We start from the raw sequence: 17619 nt of genomic DNA, 5'->3' as shown, positions 1-17619 counted from the left end.
GTATGCGACTGACGAGCGGCGGGACGAGCCTCGACCTGCGGCCCGTGCGCTACCAGTTCGGGGCCACCAGCGGGGAGTACTACGACGACAACTGGCTGGTCGTCGCCGGCCGGGTCACCGACCCGGCCGGCGGCTGGTCCTTCGAGGACCCCGCGCTCCTGACGGACGAGGCCGAGGAGCTGACCGGCTGGCTGCGCGCGGCCGCCGACGGGCGGATCCCCGTCGCCCACCGCAACCGCGACGACGAGTGGTCCCCTCGGCTGGAGTTCCTCGAACCGGTGCTCTCCTTCAGCGTGGCCGCCCGCACCGCCGGCACCGTGACCGTCCGCCTCACCGTGCACCTGGAGGCCGCCCCGCCCTGGAGCCGGGACGCCGACGGCCACCGGGTGCCCTACGACGTGTGCTTCGACCTCACCGAGGACGGGCTGATGACGGCGGCCGGGGAGTGGGAGCTCGAGCTCCTGCCCTTCCCCGGCCGCTGACTCACTGCGCCGTGCCCGCCAGCAGCCAGCGGCGGACCGGGACTTCGAGGAGCACCCGGGAGCTGTCGGGGCGGTACGGGGCGGCGACGTCCCAGTCGTACTTGGCCGCGAAGGCCGCCACGATCTCGGGCGGGAACTCGTCCTCCTGACGGACCGTGACCTCGCCCTCCGCGACCACCGGTCGGTTGCCGCCTTCCAGGGCGAGGGAGACGGACGGGAAGCGCAGCGCGTTGCGGACCTTGACGGAGAGGGCGTCCGAGCCGATCCACCACACGCCCTCCCGGTAGACGAACCAGATCGGGGTCACGTGCGGCGTACCGTTCGCGCGGACGGTGCAGAGCCAGGCGTTGCGCTCGACCGCGAGGCGTTCGATCACCGACTCGGGCAGCTCGGGCAGGGGTGTGTCGTTCTTCATGCCCCCATCCCACCGCCCGGGACGGCCCGCCCGCTTCGGGCCGCGGCCCTACGACCAGCGTCCTAGGAACCGGTCCCGGGAAAACCACACGCATTCACAAGATCATCGGTGATAGACAGTCACCCGTGACACAGAACCTCGCCTTCCCCGTGCTGCTCGAGCTCATCGAGGAGCGCGCGGCCGCGTTCCGCGCGGCCGTCGCCGCCGCTCCTGACCTGGACGCCACGGTCCCCACCTGCCCGGACTGGTCGCTGTACGACCTGGCCCACCACCTCGGCGGGGGCGAGCGCCTCTGGTCCCACAACGTCGCGGCCGGCCCCGCCGAGGGCCCGTCACCCGAGGGCCTGGCCGCCAAGGCGGAGCCCGCCCCGCGCGAGCTCGACGCCCTGCTGGCCTGGCTGGCCGCCGGCACCGAGCAGCTGGTCTCGACCCTGCGCGAGCACGGCGAGGACTCCCCCTGCTGGACCTGGTGGGAGGGCTCCGCCAACCCCCGGACCGCCGGCGGCGTCGCCCGCCACCGGGTGCAGGAGAGCGCCGTCCACAGCTACGACGCGCAGCTCACCATCGGCGCCCCGCAGGCCCTGCCGGAGCGGATCGCCCTGGACGGCGTCGAGGAGTTCCTCGCGACCTGCGTGACGACCTCCACCCCCTGGCCGCACCGGCCCGTCACCGGTGACTTCGTGGCCACCGAGGGCCGCACCTGGCGCCTGAGCCTCGGCGCCGCCGGGGCGTCCGCCGTCGCCCTCGCCCCGGGCGCGGAGCACGCCGCGCCCACCGGCTCGCTCCGCGGCACCGCCTCCGACCTGGTCCTGACCTTCTACGGCCGCGTCGAGATCGAGTCGGTCAAGGGCGACGGCGAGCAGGAGCCCTTCCACCAGCTCAAGGACTGGGACCCGGAGGCCTGACCCGGCCCACCGCCTGACACCCCGGAGCCCCGTCGGCGCGCCGCCTGACGCCCGCCGCCCGCCGCCCGCCGCCTGACGCACCGTCGGACCGTACTCCGCCCCGGCACCCCGTCCTCACGGGATGCCGGGGCACCGCCGCGTCCGGGCACCGCCGCGTCCGGGCAGCCGGGAGTGCCCGTGTGCCTCCTCCGCGCGCGGGCACGGCTCTGAGAGGCTGACGCGCGGACGGGTGATCAACTCGCTCCACCGGAACCGCCCACCGCACCACCAGACCTGCGAGAGTCGATGACCGCCATACTGATCGTGCTGTTCCTGCTGTTCGCCTGGGCCCTGATGGCCGACCGCCTGGCGCGCTGGAGCGTCACCGGCCCGCTGGCCTTCGCGCTCGCCGGGATCGTGCTCACCACCGGTGAGGACCCCACCGTCGCGATCGACCTGGACGCGCACGGCTTCCAGCTCGCCACCGAAGTCGTGCTCGCCGTCCTGTTGTTCACCGACGCCACCGAGTCCAAGGACTACGACCGCTCCCGCACCTCCGGCGAGTGGCGCCTGCTCACCCTAGCGCTCCCGGCCTCGATCGGCCTGGCCACCCTGCTCGGCTACGTCTTCTTCCCCGGCCAGAGCTGGTGGCTGCTGGCGGTGATCGCCCTGGTGGTGATGCCGATCGACCTGGCCCCGATCTCGGCGCTCCTCGCCGAGGCCCGCATCCCGCTGCGCGTGCGCGCCGCGCTCAACCTGGAGGCCGGTCTCAACGACGGCCTGATCTCCCCCGTCTTCCTGTTCTGCCTGGCCAACCTCACCTCCGCCGCCGACACCTCGGTCGGCTCGCTGCTCTGGAGCACCGTCAAGGGCGCGGGCCTGGCCCTCTTGGTGGGCTGCTTCTGGGGCCTGACGGCCAGCCGGCTGGCCCCGGTGGCGGTCGCCAAGGGCTGGACCGGACCGGAGTCACTGCCGTTCGCCACCCTGGCGCTGCCCTTCCTCGCCTACAGCTCCGCCGTCCTGATCGACGGCAACGGCTTCGTGGCCGCCTTCGTGGCCGGGGTCTGCTTCGCCCCCGCCGCCCACACGCTCGGCCCGGCCACCGTCCACCTGGTGCGCGACACCAGCCAGTTGATGGCCTTCGCCGTCTGGTTCACGCTCGGCGCCCTGGCCGCCCAGGAGTTCGCCGACGGGGTGTCCTGGACGGTGCTCGGCTACGCGCTGCTGGTCCTCACGGTGGCCAGGATGGTGCCGGTGCTGCTCTCCCTGGGGCGGCTGCGGTTCTCCTGGCCGGAGCGCGCCGCGATCGGCTGGCTCGGCTCGCGCGGCGTCACCTCGATCGTCTTCGCCGTCCTGGCCGCCACCCACCTGGACGACGAACGGGGCTTCTTCGTCATCGACGTCATGTGCACCACCGTGCTGCTCAGCATCCTGCTGCACGGCGCGACCCTGCACCCGGTGGCCCGCTGGTTCCAACGCCGCGACAACCCCTCCGCCACCTCGGCCTGACGGCCCGTCAAGCCGGTCGGTCGAGGGCCACGAGACGGTCGACGCCGAAGCCGCCGATCAGCAGGCGCTCCTTGCGGTTTCCGGTGAGGCGCCGAGTCCAGTCGGTGAAACCACCGTCCCCGACCTCCACCGGCCCCTCCGCCGTGACGAGGTGGACCTTGTAGCAGAGGCCGGAGTAGTAGCCGCGCCCCGTGGCCCGGTCGGGGTCCTCGACCACGTCCAGGCCCGGGGTGCCGGCCAGCTCCGCCCGGACGTGCTCCACGAGCGCGGCGCCGGCCCCGTCCAGGGCGGTGAGCCTGACCTCGACCGGTCGGCCCGCCAGGGCCTCGGCGGCGAAGCGGAGGTGTTCGAGCAGGTGCTGGCGCTCGAAACCCTGGCCCCCCGTGTCCCGGCCCGCCGTCACCAGGGCGAAGAGCTGGAAGTGGGCGAGCATCCCCGCCCCCTCGAACCGCTGGGCCCGGACCACCCGCTGACTGCCCGCCAGCCGTACCGGCTCCGCGGACCGGGTCCCCGTCCGCCGCCGGGCCGCCTCCAGGGCCAGCCCGTTGGTCGGGTCCGCCGCCACCTCTGTGCCGCGTACGGTGGCCACCACCTTCCGGGGGTCGACGGGCCCGACGGCGCTGTGCGCGGCCAGCGGGACGAGCGGCGCCAGCGTCACCACCTCGAAGCCCTCCGGCAGCGCCGCCACCAGCCGGTCCTCCGCCCGCCGCAGCTCCCGGTACCCGACCGGGGCCGGCGCCACGAACCGGTCGTCCCGATACCGCCGCATCACCTTGGCCGGCCCGGTCCGCTCGGCCCGCCGCCGGTAGACCTCCAGCATCAGCGTGGTGAGGTCCGCTCCGCTCAACTCCTCCGCCAGCAGCGCCAGCACCTCCGGCCCGCCCGCCCGCTCCAGCACCCGCCGCAGCGCCGGCCCGTCCACACCATGATCACCCGTCATACCGGCCGAGTATGCCCGGGGCCGCGTCTCCCCCTCCACCGACTTACCGGGGACCGACCGGCACCACCCTGGCATCCGCCGCCGGTTCGTGCCACCACCCCCTGCTGCGCGGGCCTCCGGCAGAGCAACCGTCGGCCCGGAATCCGTTTGTGCCGAGGCTGCGGGCACTGCTACGTTCTCAGCGACCGTGTGGCAGAACGAGGAGGTGGTACCCGTGAACGCAGTATCGACGTGGGTGCTCCTCTCCGAGGTCACGGTCGGGCGGTAGGTCGCCCGGGAGCGCCGTTCTCTGAGCCCTCCCGAAAGGCATGACCACCATGCGCTTCACCTCCGAACAGCGTCTCGACGGCGACCTCCTCGAGCGCGGGTTCACCCTCGGCGACGTGCCGGGCTTCCTCTGGACGCCCGAACCGGCCGCCGCACCGGCTCCGCTGATCCTGCTCGGCCACCCTCCCCTGGGCCTGGCCCGGATGTACCCCGCGCTGCTCGCGCGGGCGCGACAGGCCGCGGCGGACGGCTTCGCCACCGCCACCATCGAACTCCCCGGCAGCGGAGACCGGCCCCGCCTGCCCGAACTCGACCGGGCCCGGGCCGAGTTGCGCCGCACGATGGAGGCCGGCGAACCGGTCGGCCCGGCGATCGTCGACGCCCTGATCCTCCCGCTGGTGGACCGGGCCGTCCCGGAGTGGCAGGCCGCTCTGGACGCCCTCCTCGACCTGCCCGGGCTCCGGGGTCCCGTCGGCTACTCGGGCGGGGTGATCGCCGTCGGCACCCGGCTGGCGGCGGTCGATCCGCGCATCGAGGCCGCCGTCCTGTTCGCCGGGAGCTTCGTGCCCGCCGCCACCGTCGAGGAGGCCCGCCGGGTCGGCATTCCGCTGCACGTCCTGCTCCAGTGGGACGACGAGGGGAACGACCGGCAGGCCTCCCTCGCGCTCTTCGACGCCTTCGGCTCCCGGGAGAAGACGCTCAACGCCAACATGGGCGGGCACACCGGCGTCCCGGCCTTCGCCGGAGAGGCCGCCGCCCGGTTCTTCACCCGGCACCTGAAGTAGCCTTGGCCGAGGGCTCCCACCCCAACCGACCTGCGAAAAAGGCTGGTTGGGGTGGGTGCCCGATCTTCGTTGCCCACCGTCGGAGCCCGTGAGAGCATCGAGGCTCGACGGACGACGACAGGTACATTCGATGCAGACAGCAGAGGCCCGGCTCCAGGATGCGGACCACATCCTGGTCGCACCTTCGACGGTGACGGACCGTGACACGCGCGGGGACTTCTTCGGGTCCGTCATCACGCCCGGGGAGCTCGCCTCCGGCGCCGCCGACCTCGCGGGGAGGACCGTCTACCTCTGCGGCGACGTCTCCACCTACGCCGAGCACCGACTCCGCCCCGCCGCAAGGGTCTTCGTCGTCCGGGAGCTGTCGCACGGCCACCCGGGACCCTGGCCGGTGGTCGGCCTCGGGCGGGTCCCGGTGCGCGTGCACGGCGCCGGCGTGTACTACCGCCGCTTCTTCGAGCCGGACGCCGGCCACTTCGGCAGGATCCGCGCCGAGCACGAGTTCCAGTCCCTGACGGAGTCCACCAAGCCCGGGACGGCCCACCGCAGCGGGATCTACCTGACGCCCGTCACCCGGGAGGGCGACGCCCTGCGCTTCCGCCTGCTCCGCTGCTCCACCAACCTCTCGGGGCCGACCGAGACCTTCCGGCCGACCGACACCGAGATCGTCGACGCCCTGAACCGCGAGGCCGCCACCGTCTTCCGGGGCCACGCACCGCTCAACCACGTCCTCGCGCAGGTCTACCACAACACCCTCGCCACGGCGGAGCGCAAGCAGTCCAAGGCCAGGATCTCCTCCCACGCCGACAAGACCAAGGACATGCCCGCCGACGGCGTGATGGCCTTCTGTACCTTCTACCAGGGACTCGACCGGCTCCAGCCCCTGGCCGACGACCCCTTCGACCTCGGCGTGAAGCGCACCAGCGGGCTCACCCGGCTCGACTTCCGCCTGAAGGAGCCGACCGCGGGTCCCGACGGGACCGCCCTCCCCGCCCGGTTCGGCGTGACGCTGTACCCCGGCTCCGTCTTCTTCATGCCGCTCTCCACCAACCGCCTGTACACCCACGAGATCCGGCCATCGACCCTGGACGCCGGGCTGCTGCCGACCCGCCTCGGGTACGTCGTCCGCTGCTCGGACACCGAAGCCGTGCACCGGGACGGCAGGACCTATCTCCAACGGGAGGGCCGGCCGGTGGAGTTGGAGCCCGCCACGGAGGAGGGCATGGCCGAGCTGCGCCGGCTGTACGCGGAGGAGAACCGCAGCACGTCCCCCGTCGACTACGGCGACAAGTTCCTCTTCAGCATGAACGCGGGGGACTACCTTGCTCCCCGCCCCTGACATCGCCGGCGCCGTCCTCACCCACGAGCTCCCGCTCGAGGAGAACCCCTTCCCCGAACTCTCCCTCTCCGCCCGCTTCGAGGAACTCGGCAAGGGCCGCCGCGGCACCACGCTCGCTCTGGTCGACGAGACCACCGGCGGCGTCCCGCTGGTCCGCACGACCAGCCGCTACGCCCACCCCGCCCAACAGTTCGGCGCCGTGCACCGGCGCTTGGCGCAGCTGATCCAGGAGCGCGCCGCGGTGCCGCTCGGCTTCAACAACGCCCTCGTCGAGTGCTACACCAACGCCTACGCCAAGATGGGCGCCCACTCGGACCAGGCGCTCGACCTCGCCGACGGCTCGCACATCGCCGTCTTCTCCTGCTACGAACACCCCGAGGCGGATCCGCCACGGCGCCTGCTCGTCGAGTCCAAGGAGTCCGGCGAGACCCTCGAACTCCCGCTCACCCACAACGGATTCGTCGTGTTCTCGGTCGAGGCGAACCGACGCCTCAAGCACCGCATCGTCCTGGGCTCGCCCTCCCGACGCACCGAGAACCGCTGGCTCGGCCTCACCTTCCGAACCTCGAAGACCCTCGTCCGCTTCCACGACGGACACCCCCACCTCCCCCGGGGCGACCGCCTGACCCTGGCCGACGAGGACCAACAACGCGACTTCTTCCGGATGCGCCGCCAGGAGAACACCGAGCCGGACTTCACCTACCCCCCACTGACCTACACCGTCAGCCCGAGCGACCTCCTGCCGCCCGTCTCCCCGGGGTGACGGCCCCTCAGCCGTAGCGATCACGAGTCCCGGGATGGGCGGCCGCACTGCGAAGAGGTAGCCGGACCTCACGGTGAAGAACGTCGGCCGGCCGATCACTCAGGAGTGTGTGTGCAGGCTTGCGCGCAACGTGCAGGCGCGCGGGTGAGCTGAACAATGCCCGGCTACAAGGTTGCAGGACTACCGGTACCAGTCCCCGCGTGCCTGGAGAGCCTGCTCCAGATACTGGTCCAACCCGTACGAAACCAGGTACCTGCTGTCAGTCTCGTGCTCCCAGACGAAGACCTCGTTGCGTTGCGGGGTCCGGACGAAGGCGAACTGGTCACCCCCTGCGTTGCTGCCGAAGAACATCAACGGCTCGAACGGCATGTACAGCTCGGCGAGATCCCTGGCCGTTCGAAAGTCGGCATTGTCCTTCGCGATCCGCTCCGCGCTCCAGATGACGTCGAGACCATTGCGTCCTCGAACGCCATCGCATTCACCCAACAGCGCAGCAAGCTCGGAGGGCAGCGGCTGCCCAAGTACGCGTTCGACCGCCGCCAACGAGTCTTCCCCGGCCGGACCGCCAACTTCGGCATCCGCCATCACATTCAGAACCAGTTCCCGCCACATCGCCCCAGCATTCCAGATCGTCCTACGGAGACCGACCTGAGCTGCTGGACAAGCTTGGCGCCGGCAGGCGATCGGCCCGGTCCCTCAGTGAGCCTTGCGGGTCTCTTGACCGGATATCGCCCGCTCACTGCCGGGCCCGCGCCGACGGTCGGTCGAAACTCACAGCACGACCCTGCGTGTCCGGAAGCAACACCGTCCTAGTATTCCAGTACGACTTCGTGACCTATCGGGCGCGCGGACACGAAGCAACTGGCCTGAAGCTGGCCTCATCAATCGGCGGGTAAACAAGCGACACTCGCCGAAGGCGTGTACACCGCCCCAGCCCCCTGCTGGAGGTTCCGGTTCGGCCGGGCGATGCTTGCTATTCCGGAAGAGACCTGAACAAGGCAGCGATCTCCAGCGACTTTCGCAGAGCCGCGTCGAACCGCTCTGGGTTCGCCTCGGCAAGCGGGCGGTGGATGGTGACCGCTTCCTCGCTCACCGCCAGTCCCTCCGCCCACCGCCCCACCTCCGCCAACCGGACGGACAAGTTGTTCAGGGCGCCGGCGAGGTCGGGCAGGTAGGCGTCCGGGCTCGCCTCAACCAACGTGCGGTAGTGGCGTGCGGCTTCCTCGCTCGCCACCAGTCCCTCCGCCCACCGCCCCACCGCCCCCAACCGGACGGATAGGTTGTTCAGGGCCATGGCGAGGTCAGGCAGGTAGGCGTCCGGGCTCGCCACAACCAACGTGCGGTAGTGGCGTGCGGCTTCCTCGCACACGGCCAGGGCCTCCTCCCACCGCCCCACCTCCCCCAGATCGACGGACAGGTTGTTCAGGGCGCCGGCGAGGTTGGGCAGGTAGGCGTCCGGGCTCGCCACAACCAACGTGCGGTAGTGGCGTACGGCTTCCTCGCACACGGCCAGGGCCTCTGCCCGCCGCCCCACCTCACCCAGATCGACGGACAGGTTGTTCAGGGCCCTTGCGAGGTCGGGCAGGTAGGCGTCCGGGCTCGCCTCAACCAACGTGCGGTAGTGGCGTGCGGCTTCCTCGCTCGCCACCAGTCCCTCCTCCCGCCGCCCCACCGCCCCCAACCGGACGGACAAGTTGTTCAGGGCCCTTGCGAGGTCGGGCAGGTAGGCGTCCGGGCTCGCCTCAACCAACGTGCGGTAGTGGCGTGCGGCTTCCTCGCTCACCGCCAGGGCCTCCTCCCACCGCCCCACCTCCCCCAACCGCACGGACAGGGTGTTCAGGGCCCTTGCGAGGTTGGGCAGGTAGGCGTCCGGGCTCGCCACGGCCAACGTGCGGTAGTGGCGTCCGGCTTCCTCGCTCACCGCCAGTCCCTCCTCCCGCCGCCCCACCGCCCCCAACCGGACGGACAGGTTGTTCAGGGCGCCGGCGAGGTCAGGCAGGTAGGCGTCCGGGCTGACCTCAACCAACGTGCGGCGGATGGTGACCGCTTCCTCGCTCGCCGCCAGTCCCTCCTCCCGCCGCCCCACCTCCCCCAACCGGACGGACAGGTTGTTCAGGGCCCTTGCGAGGTCAGGCAGGTAGGCGTCCGGGCTCGCCACGGCCAACGTGCGATGGATGGTGACCGCTTCCTCGCACACGGCCAGGGCCTCCTCCCACCGCCCCACCTCCCCCAGATCGACAGACAGGTTGTTCAGGGCGCCGGCGAGGTCGGGCAGGTAGGCGTCCGGGCTCGCCACAACCAACGTGCGGTAGTGGCGTGCGGCTTCCTCGCTCGCCGCCAGTCCCTCCGCCCGCCGCCCCACCTCCCCCAACCGGTTGGACAGGTTGTTCAGGGCCCTTGCAAGGTCAGGCAGGTAGGCGTCCGGGCTCGCCACGGCCAACGTGCGATGGATGGTGACCGCTTCCTCGCACACGGCCAGGGCCTCCTCCCACCGCCCCACCTCCGCCAACCGGTTGGACAGGTTGTTCAGGGCGCCGGCGAGGTCGGGCAGGTAGGCGTCCGGGCTCGCCTCGACCAACGTGCGGCGGATGGTGACCGCTTCCTCGCTCGCGGCCATGGCCTCCGCCCGCCGCCCCACCTCCCCCAACCGGTTGGACAGGTTGTTCAGGGCCCTTGCGAGGTCGGGCAGGTAGGCGTCTGGGCTCGCCACGGCCAACGTGCGGTAGTGGCGTCCGGCTTCCTCGCTCACCGCCAGGGCCTCCGCCCGTCGCCCCACCTCCCCCAACCGCACGGACAGGTTGTTCAGGGCCATTGCGAGGTCGGGCAGGTAGGCGTCCGGGCTCGCCGAGACCAACGTTCGGTAGTGGCGTGCGGCTTCCTCGCACACGGCCAGGGCCTCCGCCCGCCGCCCCACCTCCGCCAACCGGTTGGACAGGTTGTTCAGGGCGCCGGCGAGGTCGGGCAGGTAGGCGTCCGGGCTCGCCACAACCAACGTGCGGTAGCGGTTGGTGATGGCCTCGGCGAGCTGGGAGGCGGTGCAGGCGAGGCGCCGACTGGAGTGCGGGAGCCGGTCGTGGAGGGTGGTGAGGTCGCCGAGTGCAGTGGTGGGGTCGGTGGCGAGGGTGTCGAGGGCGGTAATGAGGGGTCGGGGGTGGTCGACCTGGACGGCGGTGGCGATGATGTGGGGGGCGAGCCAGTCATGGTGCCTTACACACAGGGCGGTGAGGTGGGTGTCGAGGCGACCGTCGAAGATGGGGTGGGCGGCTGCGCGGCTGTAGACGGTCAGGAGCTGGGCCGCCTGCGCGGCGTCGGTGCCGTCGATCAGGCGTTCAGCCAGGTGAGGGTCGGCGGCAAGGACGCGTCCGATGTGGCGTTCGGCGAGCCGGTCGGGCTGCAGCGCGCCCCAAGGCCGGCCCGGCGCGGTGGCCGGGTAGAGAGCGGTGATCCAGGCGGTGACCGCATCGCGCCGGTCGCGGGGCTGGTCCGCCAGGGCCGGGATTCTCGACCACGTGCGGTCGGCGTGTTCGTTGTCGGCCGCTCCCACCAGGTGGGCTGCGGCCAGGGCCGTCTCCAGGGTGCTGCGACTCGGCGTCGGGGTGAGGCCGTGGACTGTGGCGCCGTGCTGCCAGTAGCGGCGCTCGTGTCCGAGCAGCCGGTCTTCCACACCGTGCACCTGTTCGGCGGGAACCGGTGGCGTCCCGGGGCCGGCGGGGGTGGTGGTGTCGAGGAGGTCGGCGAGTGCAGTCATCTGCAGAGTCAGGGCGTTGGCGAACGCGTCGTGGTCGAGTCCCGGGGTGGGCAGGGTGTCGGCGGCGCTGCGCCAGTCGTGTCCGGCCATCCCTTTCACGTCCGGCAGGGCATCGGCCAGGGCGCGGGCGGCGGTGCGGTAGGCCTGCGGGCGCGGGCCCGGGTCCTGCTCCAGCGGCTCCAGCAGCATCGAGGGGGCACCGTCGAGGTAGTTGTCGGTCAGGCGGGTGGCGCTCTTGGCCTGGGTCCACCAGTCGCCGTCGGTGCGGGCCAGCAGCAGGACCTTGAACGGCGTGGTGTCTGGGTGGTGGGCGGCAGCCACAATGAGCGCGGTCAACTGCCCGGTGCGTGCCTCGGCGTAGTCGAGGACGACCAGCAGCGGCTTGACTACCTCGCGCAGCTCTCGTAGCTCGGCCGCGGTGGCGTCCGCGCGCGGCCACAGCACGGCCCACCCGTCGGCGGCCAGCAGCGCGGCCAGGTGGTGGGCGAGCCGGGTCTTGCCCTGCCCGCCCGGTCCGTGCAGCAACCATGCCCCGAACCCGTCCCGGCCGCACCAGTCACGCAGGCTGGCGAGCAGGCCTTGGCGGCCGTGGAAGGGAACCGTCTGCCGACTCGCCTGCAGCAGTGCGGCCGGTGAGCCCGGTGCCTCTCCGCGCCCGGCGGGCTCAACCTCAGCCAGGTACTGGAGCTCCACCGCCTCCAGCCCGCTCGCGCCGGCGCCGTGCTCGGCCAGCGCGGCGCGGAAGGCCGGGTCGTGGTGCAGGACGTAGGCCGGGACGACGTTCAGCTGCCCGTGCCCGGAGTGCTCGCGGTCGGAGGCCACCACCCCGGCCAGCATGCGGTCGCAGAAAACAGCCGCCCCCGACATCCCGCCCCACGGCGAGGTGCCCTCCTCGGACCACTGCGGGGGGTGCTGGAGCAGGTCCATCACGTACTGGTTGCCGGCGAACCCGGTGCCCGGGTTGACCGTCCCCGCCAGCTGCGCGGCCTCGACCGGCTGCCCGGCGCGTTGGGCCACGTCCGGCACCCCCCACGTCCGGCATCCGGTGCCCGGCTTGTCGGTCGCCATCCGCCCCCAGCGCACCACCGCTCCCGGCGCCTGCCAGGCGGAGTCGTCGTCGAGCAGGACCAGCGCGGCGTCGTCCCGCCCACCCGGGGTGCCGCACCACACCACCCGGCCGCCCACCCTGCCCGCGCCACCCGGGCGGAACACCTGGACCCGCTCACCCGCCCGGGCCACGACATGAGCGGACGTCAGCACCAGACGCCCGCCCACCGCATACCCCGACCCCGGACCACCCAGCCCGGTCACACCCACCACCCGCGCCCGCTCCACCCCTGGCCCCTCCGACCGAGTCTTCAGTTCACCCCGCGGCGTGCCGCGGCACGCCGCCGGCCGTCCGGCCCCGCTCCGAAGCCGGACGGCCGGCGACAGCCAACCCGGTCAGTCCGGAATGCGGCCCGACACGTCACCAGGACCGTCAGGACGCTCAGCTGAGCCGCTCACCAGCAGGTCACCACCGTGCGCGCTCCTCGGCGTCAGCGTGAACGACACCCTGTGCGTGCGGCCCCGCGAGAGCCCGGCCTCCGTCTCCGCGCCCACCGCCCACAGCTTGAACCCGGCCTTCGCTTTCGCGTCCACCCGCAGCTCGACCTCGAACTCCATCTCCACCGGCCCCACCGCGAACACCACCTCCGGATGGTTCCCGCCCCGCCCCGCCGCCGCGATCAACTCGTCCCGCACCGCCGCCACCGCGTCCACCAGAGGAATATCCACTCAACCCACCCCAATCCGACGACCCGTCAACACCCCCACCGTAGAACCCCCGTAACCACTCCGGCAGGCGAACACCCAGACCCACCCCAGGGCCCACGGCAGGACACCCCGGCCTCCAGGACGGACAACGCCCGCCCGGCCCAAGGCCAGCCCACGCCCGGTCCCGGCACAGGGGGAGTACCGCACGCTCCGCCGATCGGCCGGGCGGGCAAAGCCCGAACACGGGAGACTCGCACGGCACGGGTTCTGGGTGCCGGGCCCCTGCCCGGACCAGGGCCCCTCTCCACGGAACTCACGTGATCATCGATGGTCGTGACGACTTCTGAAGATCACGACACGGCCGCCACTCATAGCTTGGACGCCGCCTGCTGGCGGGCGATGTTCGACCAGGCGATGGCCCGGATCGCGGGCCGTTTCACGCGGGTGGAGCCGCGCGCGACCGCCCGTGCCTTCGTCCTAGTGCCGCGTCAGGCAACCTTTGCCCTGTTCAAAGGACGAAATCGTGACTTCGCCCCCGGAGGCGGGGACTGTCGGCGGTCATAGGCTTGGGGCTTCGGTTGGACTGACGAGAGCGGGTCGTTCTGATGCCTTCGGAGAAGGATCGGCGGCGGATGCTGCGCGACGCCTACAAGGCAGAGCGCAAGCGTGATGAGTGGGACCTGCTCGGCATCGACCGCGAACAACTCGACGGTCTCCTCGATCATCTCGAAGAGCGTCTCGCGGACACCGGCTGTGATCACACGCTGAGCCACTCCCGGGCCTGGGCCGGCTCCAGGCCAGTGGCATGGTCCGAGCTGGAAGCGGGCCTACTGGCCAGCGGCGCCGGCTGCGACTGCGAAGTGCTCTCGAACGTCGACCCGGACGAGAAAGTCTGATACTGCTCAGGCGACGTTCGCCCTGGTGACGACCTCGCGTAGCCGCTGATCGGCGGCGTGCTTGTTCCGCCAGGTGATGTAGCGGCGGATCATGCTGCCCTGCTCCTTGTGACTGGCGTGGTCGGTGCCGTCGAGGGCGAATGCCGCCCAGCGCAGCAACCTGACGACACGTCACACAGGGCGAAGGTTGCCTGATGCGGCACTAGCACGAACCGGCGGGCGGCATCTTCACTGTGCCCGGTGACCATGGACCAGGTCGGCCTCAGCTACGCCCGGATCGCGTGGGGCGGACCGATCCTATGCCTCCCCGTAAGAACCGTGCCTATCTGCGCCGCCGCGGGACCCGCTGCACCATCCCCGACAAGACCGACCATGCGCGCAACCGGCGGAAGCTCGGCCCCGCGGCGGTCGGCCGCCGATGGTCGACAAGGCTGACTGCCGTGAGCGTCATGTGGTCGAGTGCGGATCAATCGCCTCGAAAGGCACCACCCTGTCGCCACGCGATATGACGAGCTCGCTCTTCGCTACGAGGTGACCGTGCTGATCACAGCTCTCGACGAGTGAGCTTGCTCCGCTTTGACGAACACCTGCGGTGTGGTGGTCAGGCTGCGAGGACGGTCACGTACTCGGCGGGGCTGCGGTAGCCGAGGCTGCTGTGCAGCCTGTGTATATTGTACCAGCTTTCGATCCACTCGAAGATCGCGGAGTGGGCCGCTGCCCGGCTGGGCCAGGTCCGGTGGCCCGTCAACTCCCGTTTGAGGGTGGCGAAGAAGGACTCGGCGAGGGCGTTGTCCCAGCACTGCCCGGTACGACCCACGGACAGGCGGATGCCGAACTCGCTTGCCAAACCGGCGAATTCACTACTGGCGTACTGGCATCCGCGATCGGAGTGGAAGATCACGTGGCCGGCAGGCCGACGCTGGTGGCAGGCGGCGCGCAGGGCCTCGGCGACGAGTTCGGTCCGCAGGTGGTCGGCGGTGGCCCAGCCGACCACGCTGCGGGAGGCGATGTCGATGACGGTGGCCGGGTAGAGCCAGCCATCCTCGGTCGGGATGTAGGTGATGTCGCCGCACCAACGTGAGTCGGTGGCCCGCGGGTTGGGTTCGAGGCCCCGCAGGACCAGGTCGGGCCGGGCGGCGGCGTCGGGGACAGTGGTGCGCTGCCGCCGTCGACGGTGCGGCCCTGCCAGGCCGGCCTGGCGCATCAGGCGCGCGATGCGGCGCCTGGGCATTCCCCGTCCTTCCGGACAGTCGGCGATCTCCCGAAGCCTGTCCGCGCCCCGGGACTTCTTCACCGTGTCACGGACCTCCACGTCGGCCGCCCCGGCAGTTCCGCGCCGCTTGCGGACCTCGGCCGTGGTGTCGACGTAGGTCACCGTCAGCTGGCCGCCGAGCATCCGGCGCAGCTCGGCAGTCACGTCGTACTCGTGGAGGGACTCGATGGTGAGGCGGGCGAGGTAGTGGTGGGCGGCGGCGTAGCGGTCGAGTCCGTCCAGGAGCAGTTCGGCGCGCACAACCGGGGGCAGGGCGTACGGGTCGGTGATGCCGGCGTGGGCTGCGGCCTGTTCGATCAGGTAGCCGATCTTGAGGCGGTCGTGGCTGTGGCGGGTGCTCAGGTACTTCCCCATGGTGCTCTTGCCGCTCTCGGACAGGCCGCCGAGGCCGACGACGCCGACTCCGGGCAGGCACCGGGCGGGGATGGCCGGGGCGTGCGGGTGCAGGAGGCGGCGCAGTTCGTCCTGGACGGCGACGACCGGCCGCCCGGCGACGACGATCACCTCGGCGAAGCGGCCCGCGGCGGCGAGGCGGTGGATCTGGTGGTGCAGGTGCCGCTGGTAGGCGGCGTAGGTGTCGGTGACGCTCGTCTCGTGGGACAGGCTCAGGCGGGTGCCGACCTCGGGGTCTTCGTCGTGTAGCAGCAGGACTCCCCGCTCCCGGGCCTCGGCCGCCTTCAGCTCGGCCGCGAACGGGGCGAGCAGCTGGCGGGCCCGGCCGGCCGCCCTGTTCGGGTTGAGCTGCTCGCGCACAGCGACCGTCGCCGCGAGCGATGCCTCCAGCATCGGCACGCCGCGGTCCACCAGACGCACCCCCGGCAAGGTGGCGGCGTGGCAGGAGCGGGCGAGGTAGGAGGAGGCGAGGACATCGGCCACCTCCTGCATCGGGGCGTCGCGCCACCACCAGGTGCCCATCCCCTGCGACTTGATCTCCGCCCATCGGTCGTAGTGCGCGTCCAGCGGCCAGGCCGGGGCGGCCACCGCGCCGAGGCGGCGGGCCAGGACGCCCAGCTGCTTGGTCTTGCCGGTGTTGTCCGCGCCGCTCACCGCGACGGTCACCACGTCGTCCACCACAACCTCCGAGCAGTCGTTCGATCGCGCGGGCCGATCGGCCCGGAGGTGCGAGTACAACCGAACCTCCGTGCGGCGCAACAGGGTTCAGCCGTCATCGAGGAGTAATGGAACCCGCTCGTTTCGGCGCGCCCGGGGTCCGGCTGATGCTGAGATGGGGACCGTGGACGCGCAGAGTTTCCAGCACCCGATCACCGTCGCCCGGGCCTTGAGGGGCATGTCGATGACCGACCTGGCGGTGGCGATGAGAGCTGCCGCGCGCCGCCGCGACCGCCGGGCCGGCACCACCAAGCAGCAGGTGTACGCCTGGGAGCGGCCCACCGCGCGCCCGCCGAGCGAGTGGTCTCAGCTCCTGATGGCCGAAGCCCTCGGCGTCGACCCCGCACACGTCACCGTCCTGGGCTGGCCGTACTGGCTGCCCGGCACCGAAGCACCGCTCCCCCTGGGCACAGGGGCCACGGTGGCCGCCCTCAGAGAGGCCCAACACCGCGCCATGCTCAACCGCCGCACCCTCCTGGGCCTCGCGCCCGCCGCCATGATCACCCTCTCCCAGCAGTGGGCCACCCTCGACCCCGCCCTCGCCGCCACGGCCACCGACGGGCGCACCGTCGACCCGGAGTTCGCCGGCTGGCTGGAGACCAGCGTCCACCAGCTCACCTCCCTGGCCACCGCCGACCGCCAGCACACCGCCCCGCTGCTGGACTCCTACTACGACACCGTCGTGGGCCTACTGGAGAGCGCCTCCTACAGCGAACAGATTGGCGTGCGGCTCCAGTTGCTGGCCTCCTCCCTCGCGCAGACCATCGGCTGGCACCAGTTCGACCACGAGCACCACTCCGCCGCCGCCCGGTACTGGACCGCGGCCCTTCATGCCGCCCACCACGCCGGCGACACCGACCGCGGCGCGGGCGTCCTCTCCGACCTCGCCTACCAGAGCATGTGGCTGGGCCGGGGCGCACCCGCCGTCGAAGTGCTCGACCACGCCCTGACCCGCACTCAGGACCCCACTGCCCGCTCCCTGCTGAACCTGCGCCGCGCCCGCGCCCTCGCCATGACCGGCGAGGCCCGAGCCTGCCGACGCGCCCTCGACGCCGCCGAACACTCCCTCAACGTCGCCACCACCGCTGCGCCCGCCTGGTGCTCGTGGATGAGCCCCGCCGACCTCGCCGTCGACTCAGGCCGCTGCCTCATCGACCTCAGCGAACCCGGCCCCGCCCATCGCCAGATCACCGAAGGCGTCACCCTGCTGCCCACCGCCCGCGACAAGACCCGCGCGGTGTTCCTCGCCTACGAGGCAGAAAGCCTCCTTCGCCAGGGCGCGGTCGACCAGGGTGCGACCACCGCACATCAGGCATTGCTCCTCGCCCGGCACACCGGGTCCACCCGCTGCATCCGCCAGATCAGTGACCTCGCGCCCGCACTGAGCGGGCATCAACACGTCGAAGGAGTCGGCCAGTTCCTCGACGCCGTGCGATCAGCAGCGTGATCCCGA

Annotated in this window: 14 protein-coding genes and 1 pseudogene; 8 read left to right on the top strand and 7 right to left on the bottom strand. The window is 71.8% G+C overall.

All coding sequences use genetic code 11. The annotated features are described in order from the left end of the window. The first annotated feature begins 2 nt into the window (after positions 1 to 2). Complete coding sequence (locus ACWCYY_RS12970; protein ID WP_449796042.1) at positions 3 to 482, top strand: WapI family immunity protein; 480 nt, start codon at positions 3 to 5, stop codon at positions 480 to 482. A 1-nt stretch (position 483) separates the two neighbouring features. Here ACWCYY_RS12970 and ACWCYY_RS12965 read toward each other — a convergent pair whose 3' ends face one another. Then, a complete protein-coding gene (locus tag ACWCYY_RS12965; RefSeq protein ID WP_449796041.1) occupies positions 484 to 897 on the bottom strand; it encodes a pyridoxamine 5'-phosphate oxidase family protein in 414 nt (137 codons plus the stop codon). Positions 898 to 1022: 125 nt separating this feature from the next. Here ACWCYY_RS12965 and ACWCYY_RS12960 point away from each other — a divergent pair, with 125 nt between their 5' ends. Both ACWCYY_RS12960 and ACWCYY_RS12955 read left to right on the top strand, forming a co-directional pair. After that, positions 1023 to 1802, top strand: a complete 780-nt coding sequence (locus ACWCYY_RS12960) for a maleylpyruvate isomerase family mycothiol-dependent enzyme (protein ID WP_449796040.1) — start codon at positions 1023 to 1025, stop codon at positions 1800 to 1802. Positions 1803 to 2087: 285 nt separating this feature from the next. Then, entirely contained in the window at positions 2088 to 3290 is a 1203-nt protein-coding gene (locus ACWCYY_RS12955) for a cation:proton antiporter (protein ID WP_449796039.1), read from the top strand. 7 nt (positions 3291 to 3297) lie between these two features. On the opposite strand, the gene ACWCYY_RS12950 is transcribed toward ACWCYY_RS12955, so the two are convergent. Next, the gene (locus ACWCYY_RS12950; RefSeq protein ID WP_449796038.1) at positions 3298 to 4230 is read right to left on the bottom strand and encodes a hypothetical protein; all 933 of its coding nucleotides are present in this window, start codon (positions 4228 to 4230) and stop codon (positions 3298 to 3300) included. Positions 4231 to 4547: 317 nt separating this feature from the next. On the opposite strand from ACWCYY_RS12950, the gene ACWCYY_RS12945 reads away from it, so the two are divergent. From ACWCYY_RS12945 to ACWCYY_RS12935, 3 genes are all read left to right on the top strand, one after another. Further along, on the top strand, positions 4548 to 5282 hold the full coding sequence (locus tag ACWCYY_RS12945) for an alpha/beta hydrolase (RefSeq protein ID WP_449796068.1): 735 nt from the start codon (positions 4548 to 4550) through the stop codon (positions 5280 to 5282). A 130-nt stretch (positions 5283 to 5412) separates the two neighbouring features. Next, positions 5413 to 6621 carry a hypothetical protein gene (locus ACWCYY_RS12940; protein WP_449796037.1) on the top strand — a complete coding sequence of 403 codons (1209 nt, stop codon included), beginning with the start codon at positions 5413 to 5415 and terminating at the stop codon, positions 6619 to 6621. Continuing rightward, positions 6605 to 7384, top strand: coding sequence for a hypothetical protein (locus ACWCYY_RS12935; protein ID WP_449796036.1), 780 nt, complete (start codon positions 6605 to 6607; stop codon positions 7382 to 7384). The genes ACWCYY_RS12940 and ACWCYY_RS12935 overlap by 17 nt, the downstream gene beginning before the upstream one ends. A gap of 180 nt (positions 7385 to 7564) precedes the next feature. Here ACWCYY_RS12935 and ACWCYY_RS12930 read toward each other — a convergent pair whose 3' ends face one another. The 3 genes from ACWCYY_RS12930 to ACWCYY_RS12920 form a co-directional block, all read right to left on the bottom strand. Further along, the gene (locus tag ACWCYY_RS12930; RefSeq protein ID WP_449796035.1) at positions 7565 to 7996 is read right to left on the bottom strand and encodes an SMI1/KNR4 family protein; all 432 of its coding nucleotides are present in this window, start codon (positions 7994 to 7996) and stop codon (positions 7565 to 7567) included. A gap of 361 nt (positions 7997 to 8357) precedes the next feature. Then, positions 8358 to 12467 carry a tetratricopeptide repeat protein gene (locus ACWCYY_RS12925; protein WP_449796034.1) on the bottom strand — a complete coding sequence of 1370 codons (4110 nt, stop codon included), beginning with the start codon at positions 12465 to 12467 and terminating at the stop codon, positions 8358 to 8360. A gap of 108 nt (positions 12468 to 12575) precedes the next feature. After that, the gene (locus ACWCYY_RS12920) at positions 12576 to 12893 is read right to left on the bottom strand and encodes a trypco2 family protein (RefSeq protein WP_449796033.1); all 318 of its coding nucleotides are present in this window, start codon (positions 12891 to 12893) and stop codon (positions 12576 to 12578) included. A gap of 626 nt (positions 12894 to 13519) precedes the next feature. On the opposite strand from ACWCYY_RS12920, the gene ACWCYY_RS12915 reads away from it, so the two are divergent. Next, a complete protein-coding gene (locus ACWCYY_RS12915) occupies positions 13520 to 13783 on the top strand; it encodes a DUF2695 domain-containing protein (protein WP_449796032.1) in 264 nt (87 codons plus the stop codon). Between the two features lie 6 nt (positions 13784 to 13789). On the opposite strand, the pseudogene ACWCYY_RS12910 reads toward ACWCYY_RS12915, so the two are convergent. Then, a pseudogene (locus ACWCYY_RS12910) lies at positions 13790 to 13924 on the bottom strand (transposase); the annotation flags it as partial. Between the two features lie 460 nt (positions 13925 to 14384). Continuing rightward, a complete protein-coding gene (locus tag ACWCYY_RS12905; protein ID WP_449796031.1) occupies positions 14385 to 16127 on the bottom strand; it encodes an IS3 family transposase in 1743 nt (580 codons plus the stop codon). Positions 16128 to 16290: 163 nt separating this feature from the next. Between ACWCYY_RS12905 and ACWCYY_RS12900 the strand changes: the two genes are divergently transcribed. Continuing rightward, on the top strand, positions 16291 to 17613 hold the full coding sequence (locus ACWCYY_RS12900; RefSeq protein ID WP_449796030.1) for an XRE family transcriptional regulator: 1323 nt from the start codon (positions 16291 to 16293) through the stop codon (positions 17611 to 17613). Positions 17614 to 17619: the final 6 nt, after the last annotated feature.

This window comes from Kitasatospora sp. NPDC001664 (assembly GCF_053596675.1).
Note: the sequence above shows the minus strand (reverse complement) of the source record. Positions and strands in the feature narration are given on the sequence as shown.

Excerpts from the sequence above, each read along its gene's own strand:
- ACWCYY_RS12955 (WP_449796039.1), top strand. The coding sequence starts at position 2,088 with ATGACCGCCATACTGATCGTGCTGTTCCTGCTGTTCGCCTGGGCCCTG.
- ACWCYY_RS12970 (WP_449796042.1), top strand. The coding sequence starts at position 3 with ATGCGACTGACGAGCGGCGGGACGAGCCTCGACCTGCGGCCCGTGCGC.
- ACWCYY_RS12915 (WP_449796032.1), top strand. The coding sequence starts at position 13,520 with ATGCTGCGCGACGCCTACAAGGCAGAGCGCAAGCGTGATGAGTGGGAC.
- ACWCYY_RS12965 (WP_449796041.1), bottom strand. The coding sequence starts at position 897 with ATGAAGAACGACACACCCCTGCCCGAGCTGCCCGAGTCGGTGATCGAA.
- ACWCYY_RS12950 (WP_449796038.1), bottom strand. The coding sequence starts at position 4,230 with ATGACGGGTGATCATGGTGTGGACGGGCCGGCGCTGCGGCGGGTGCTG.
- ACWCYY_RS12940 (WP_449796037.1), top strand. The coding sequence starts at position 5,413 with ATGCAGACAGCAGAGGCCCGGCTCCAGGATGCGGACCACATCCTGGTC.
- ACWCYY_RS12930 (WP_449796035.1), bottom strand. The coding sequence starts at position 7,996 with ATGTGGCGGGAACTGGTTCTGAATGTGATGGCGGATGCCGAAGTTGGC.
- ACWCYY_RS12945 (WP_449796068.1), top strand. The coding sequence starts at position 4,548 with ATGCGCTTCACCTCCGAACAGCGTCTCGACGGCGACCTCCTCGAGCGC.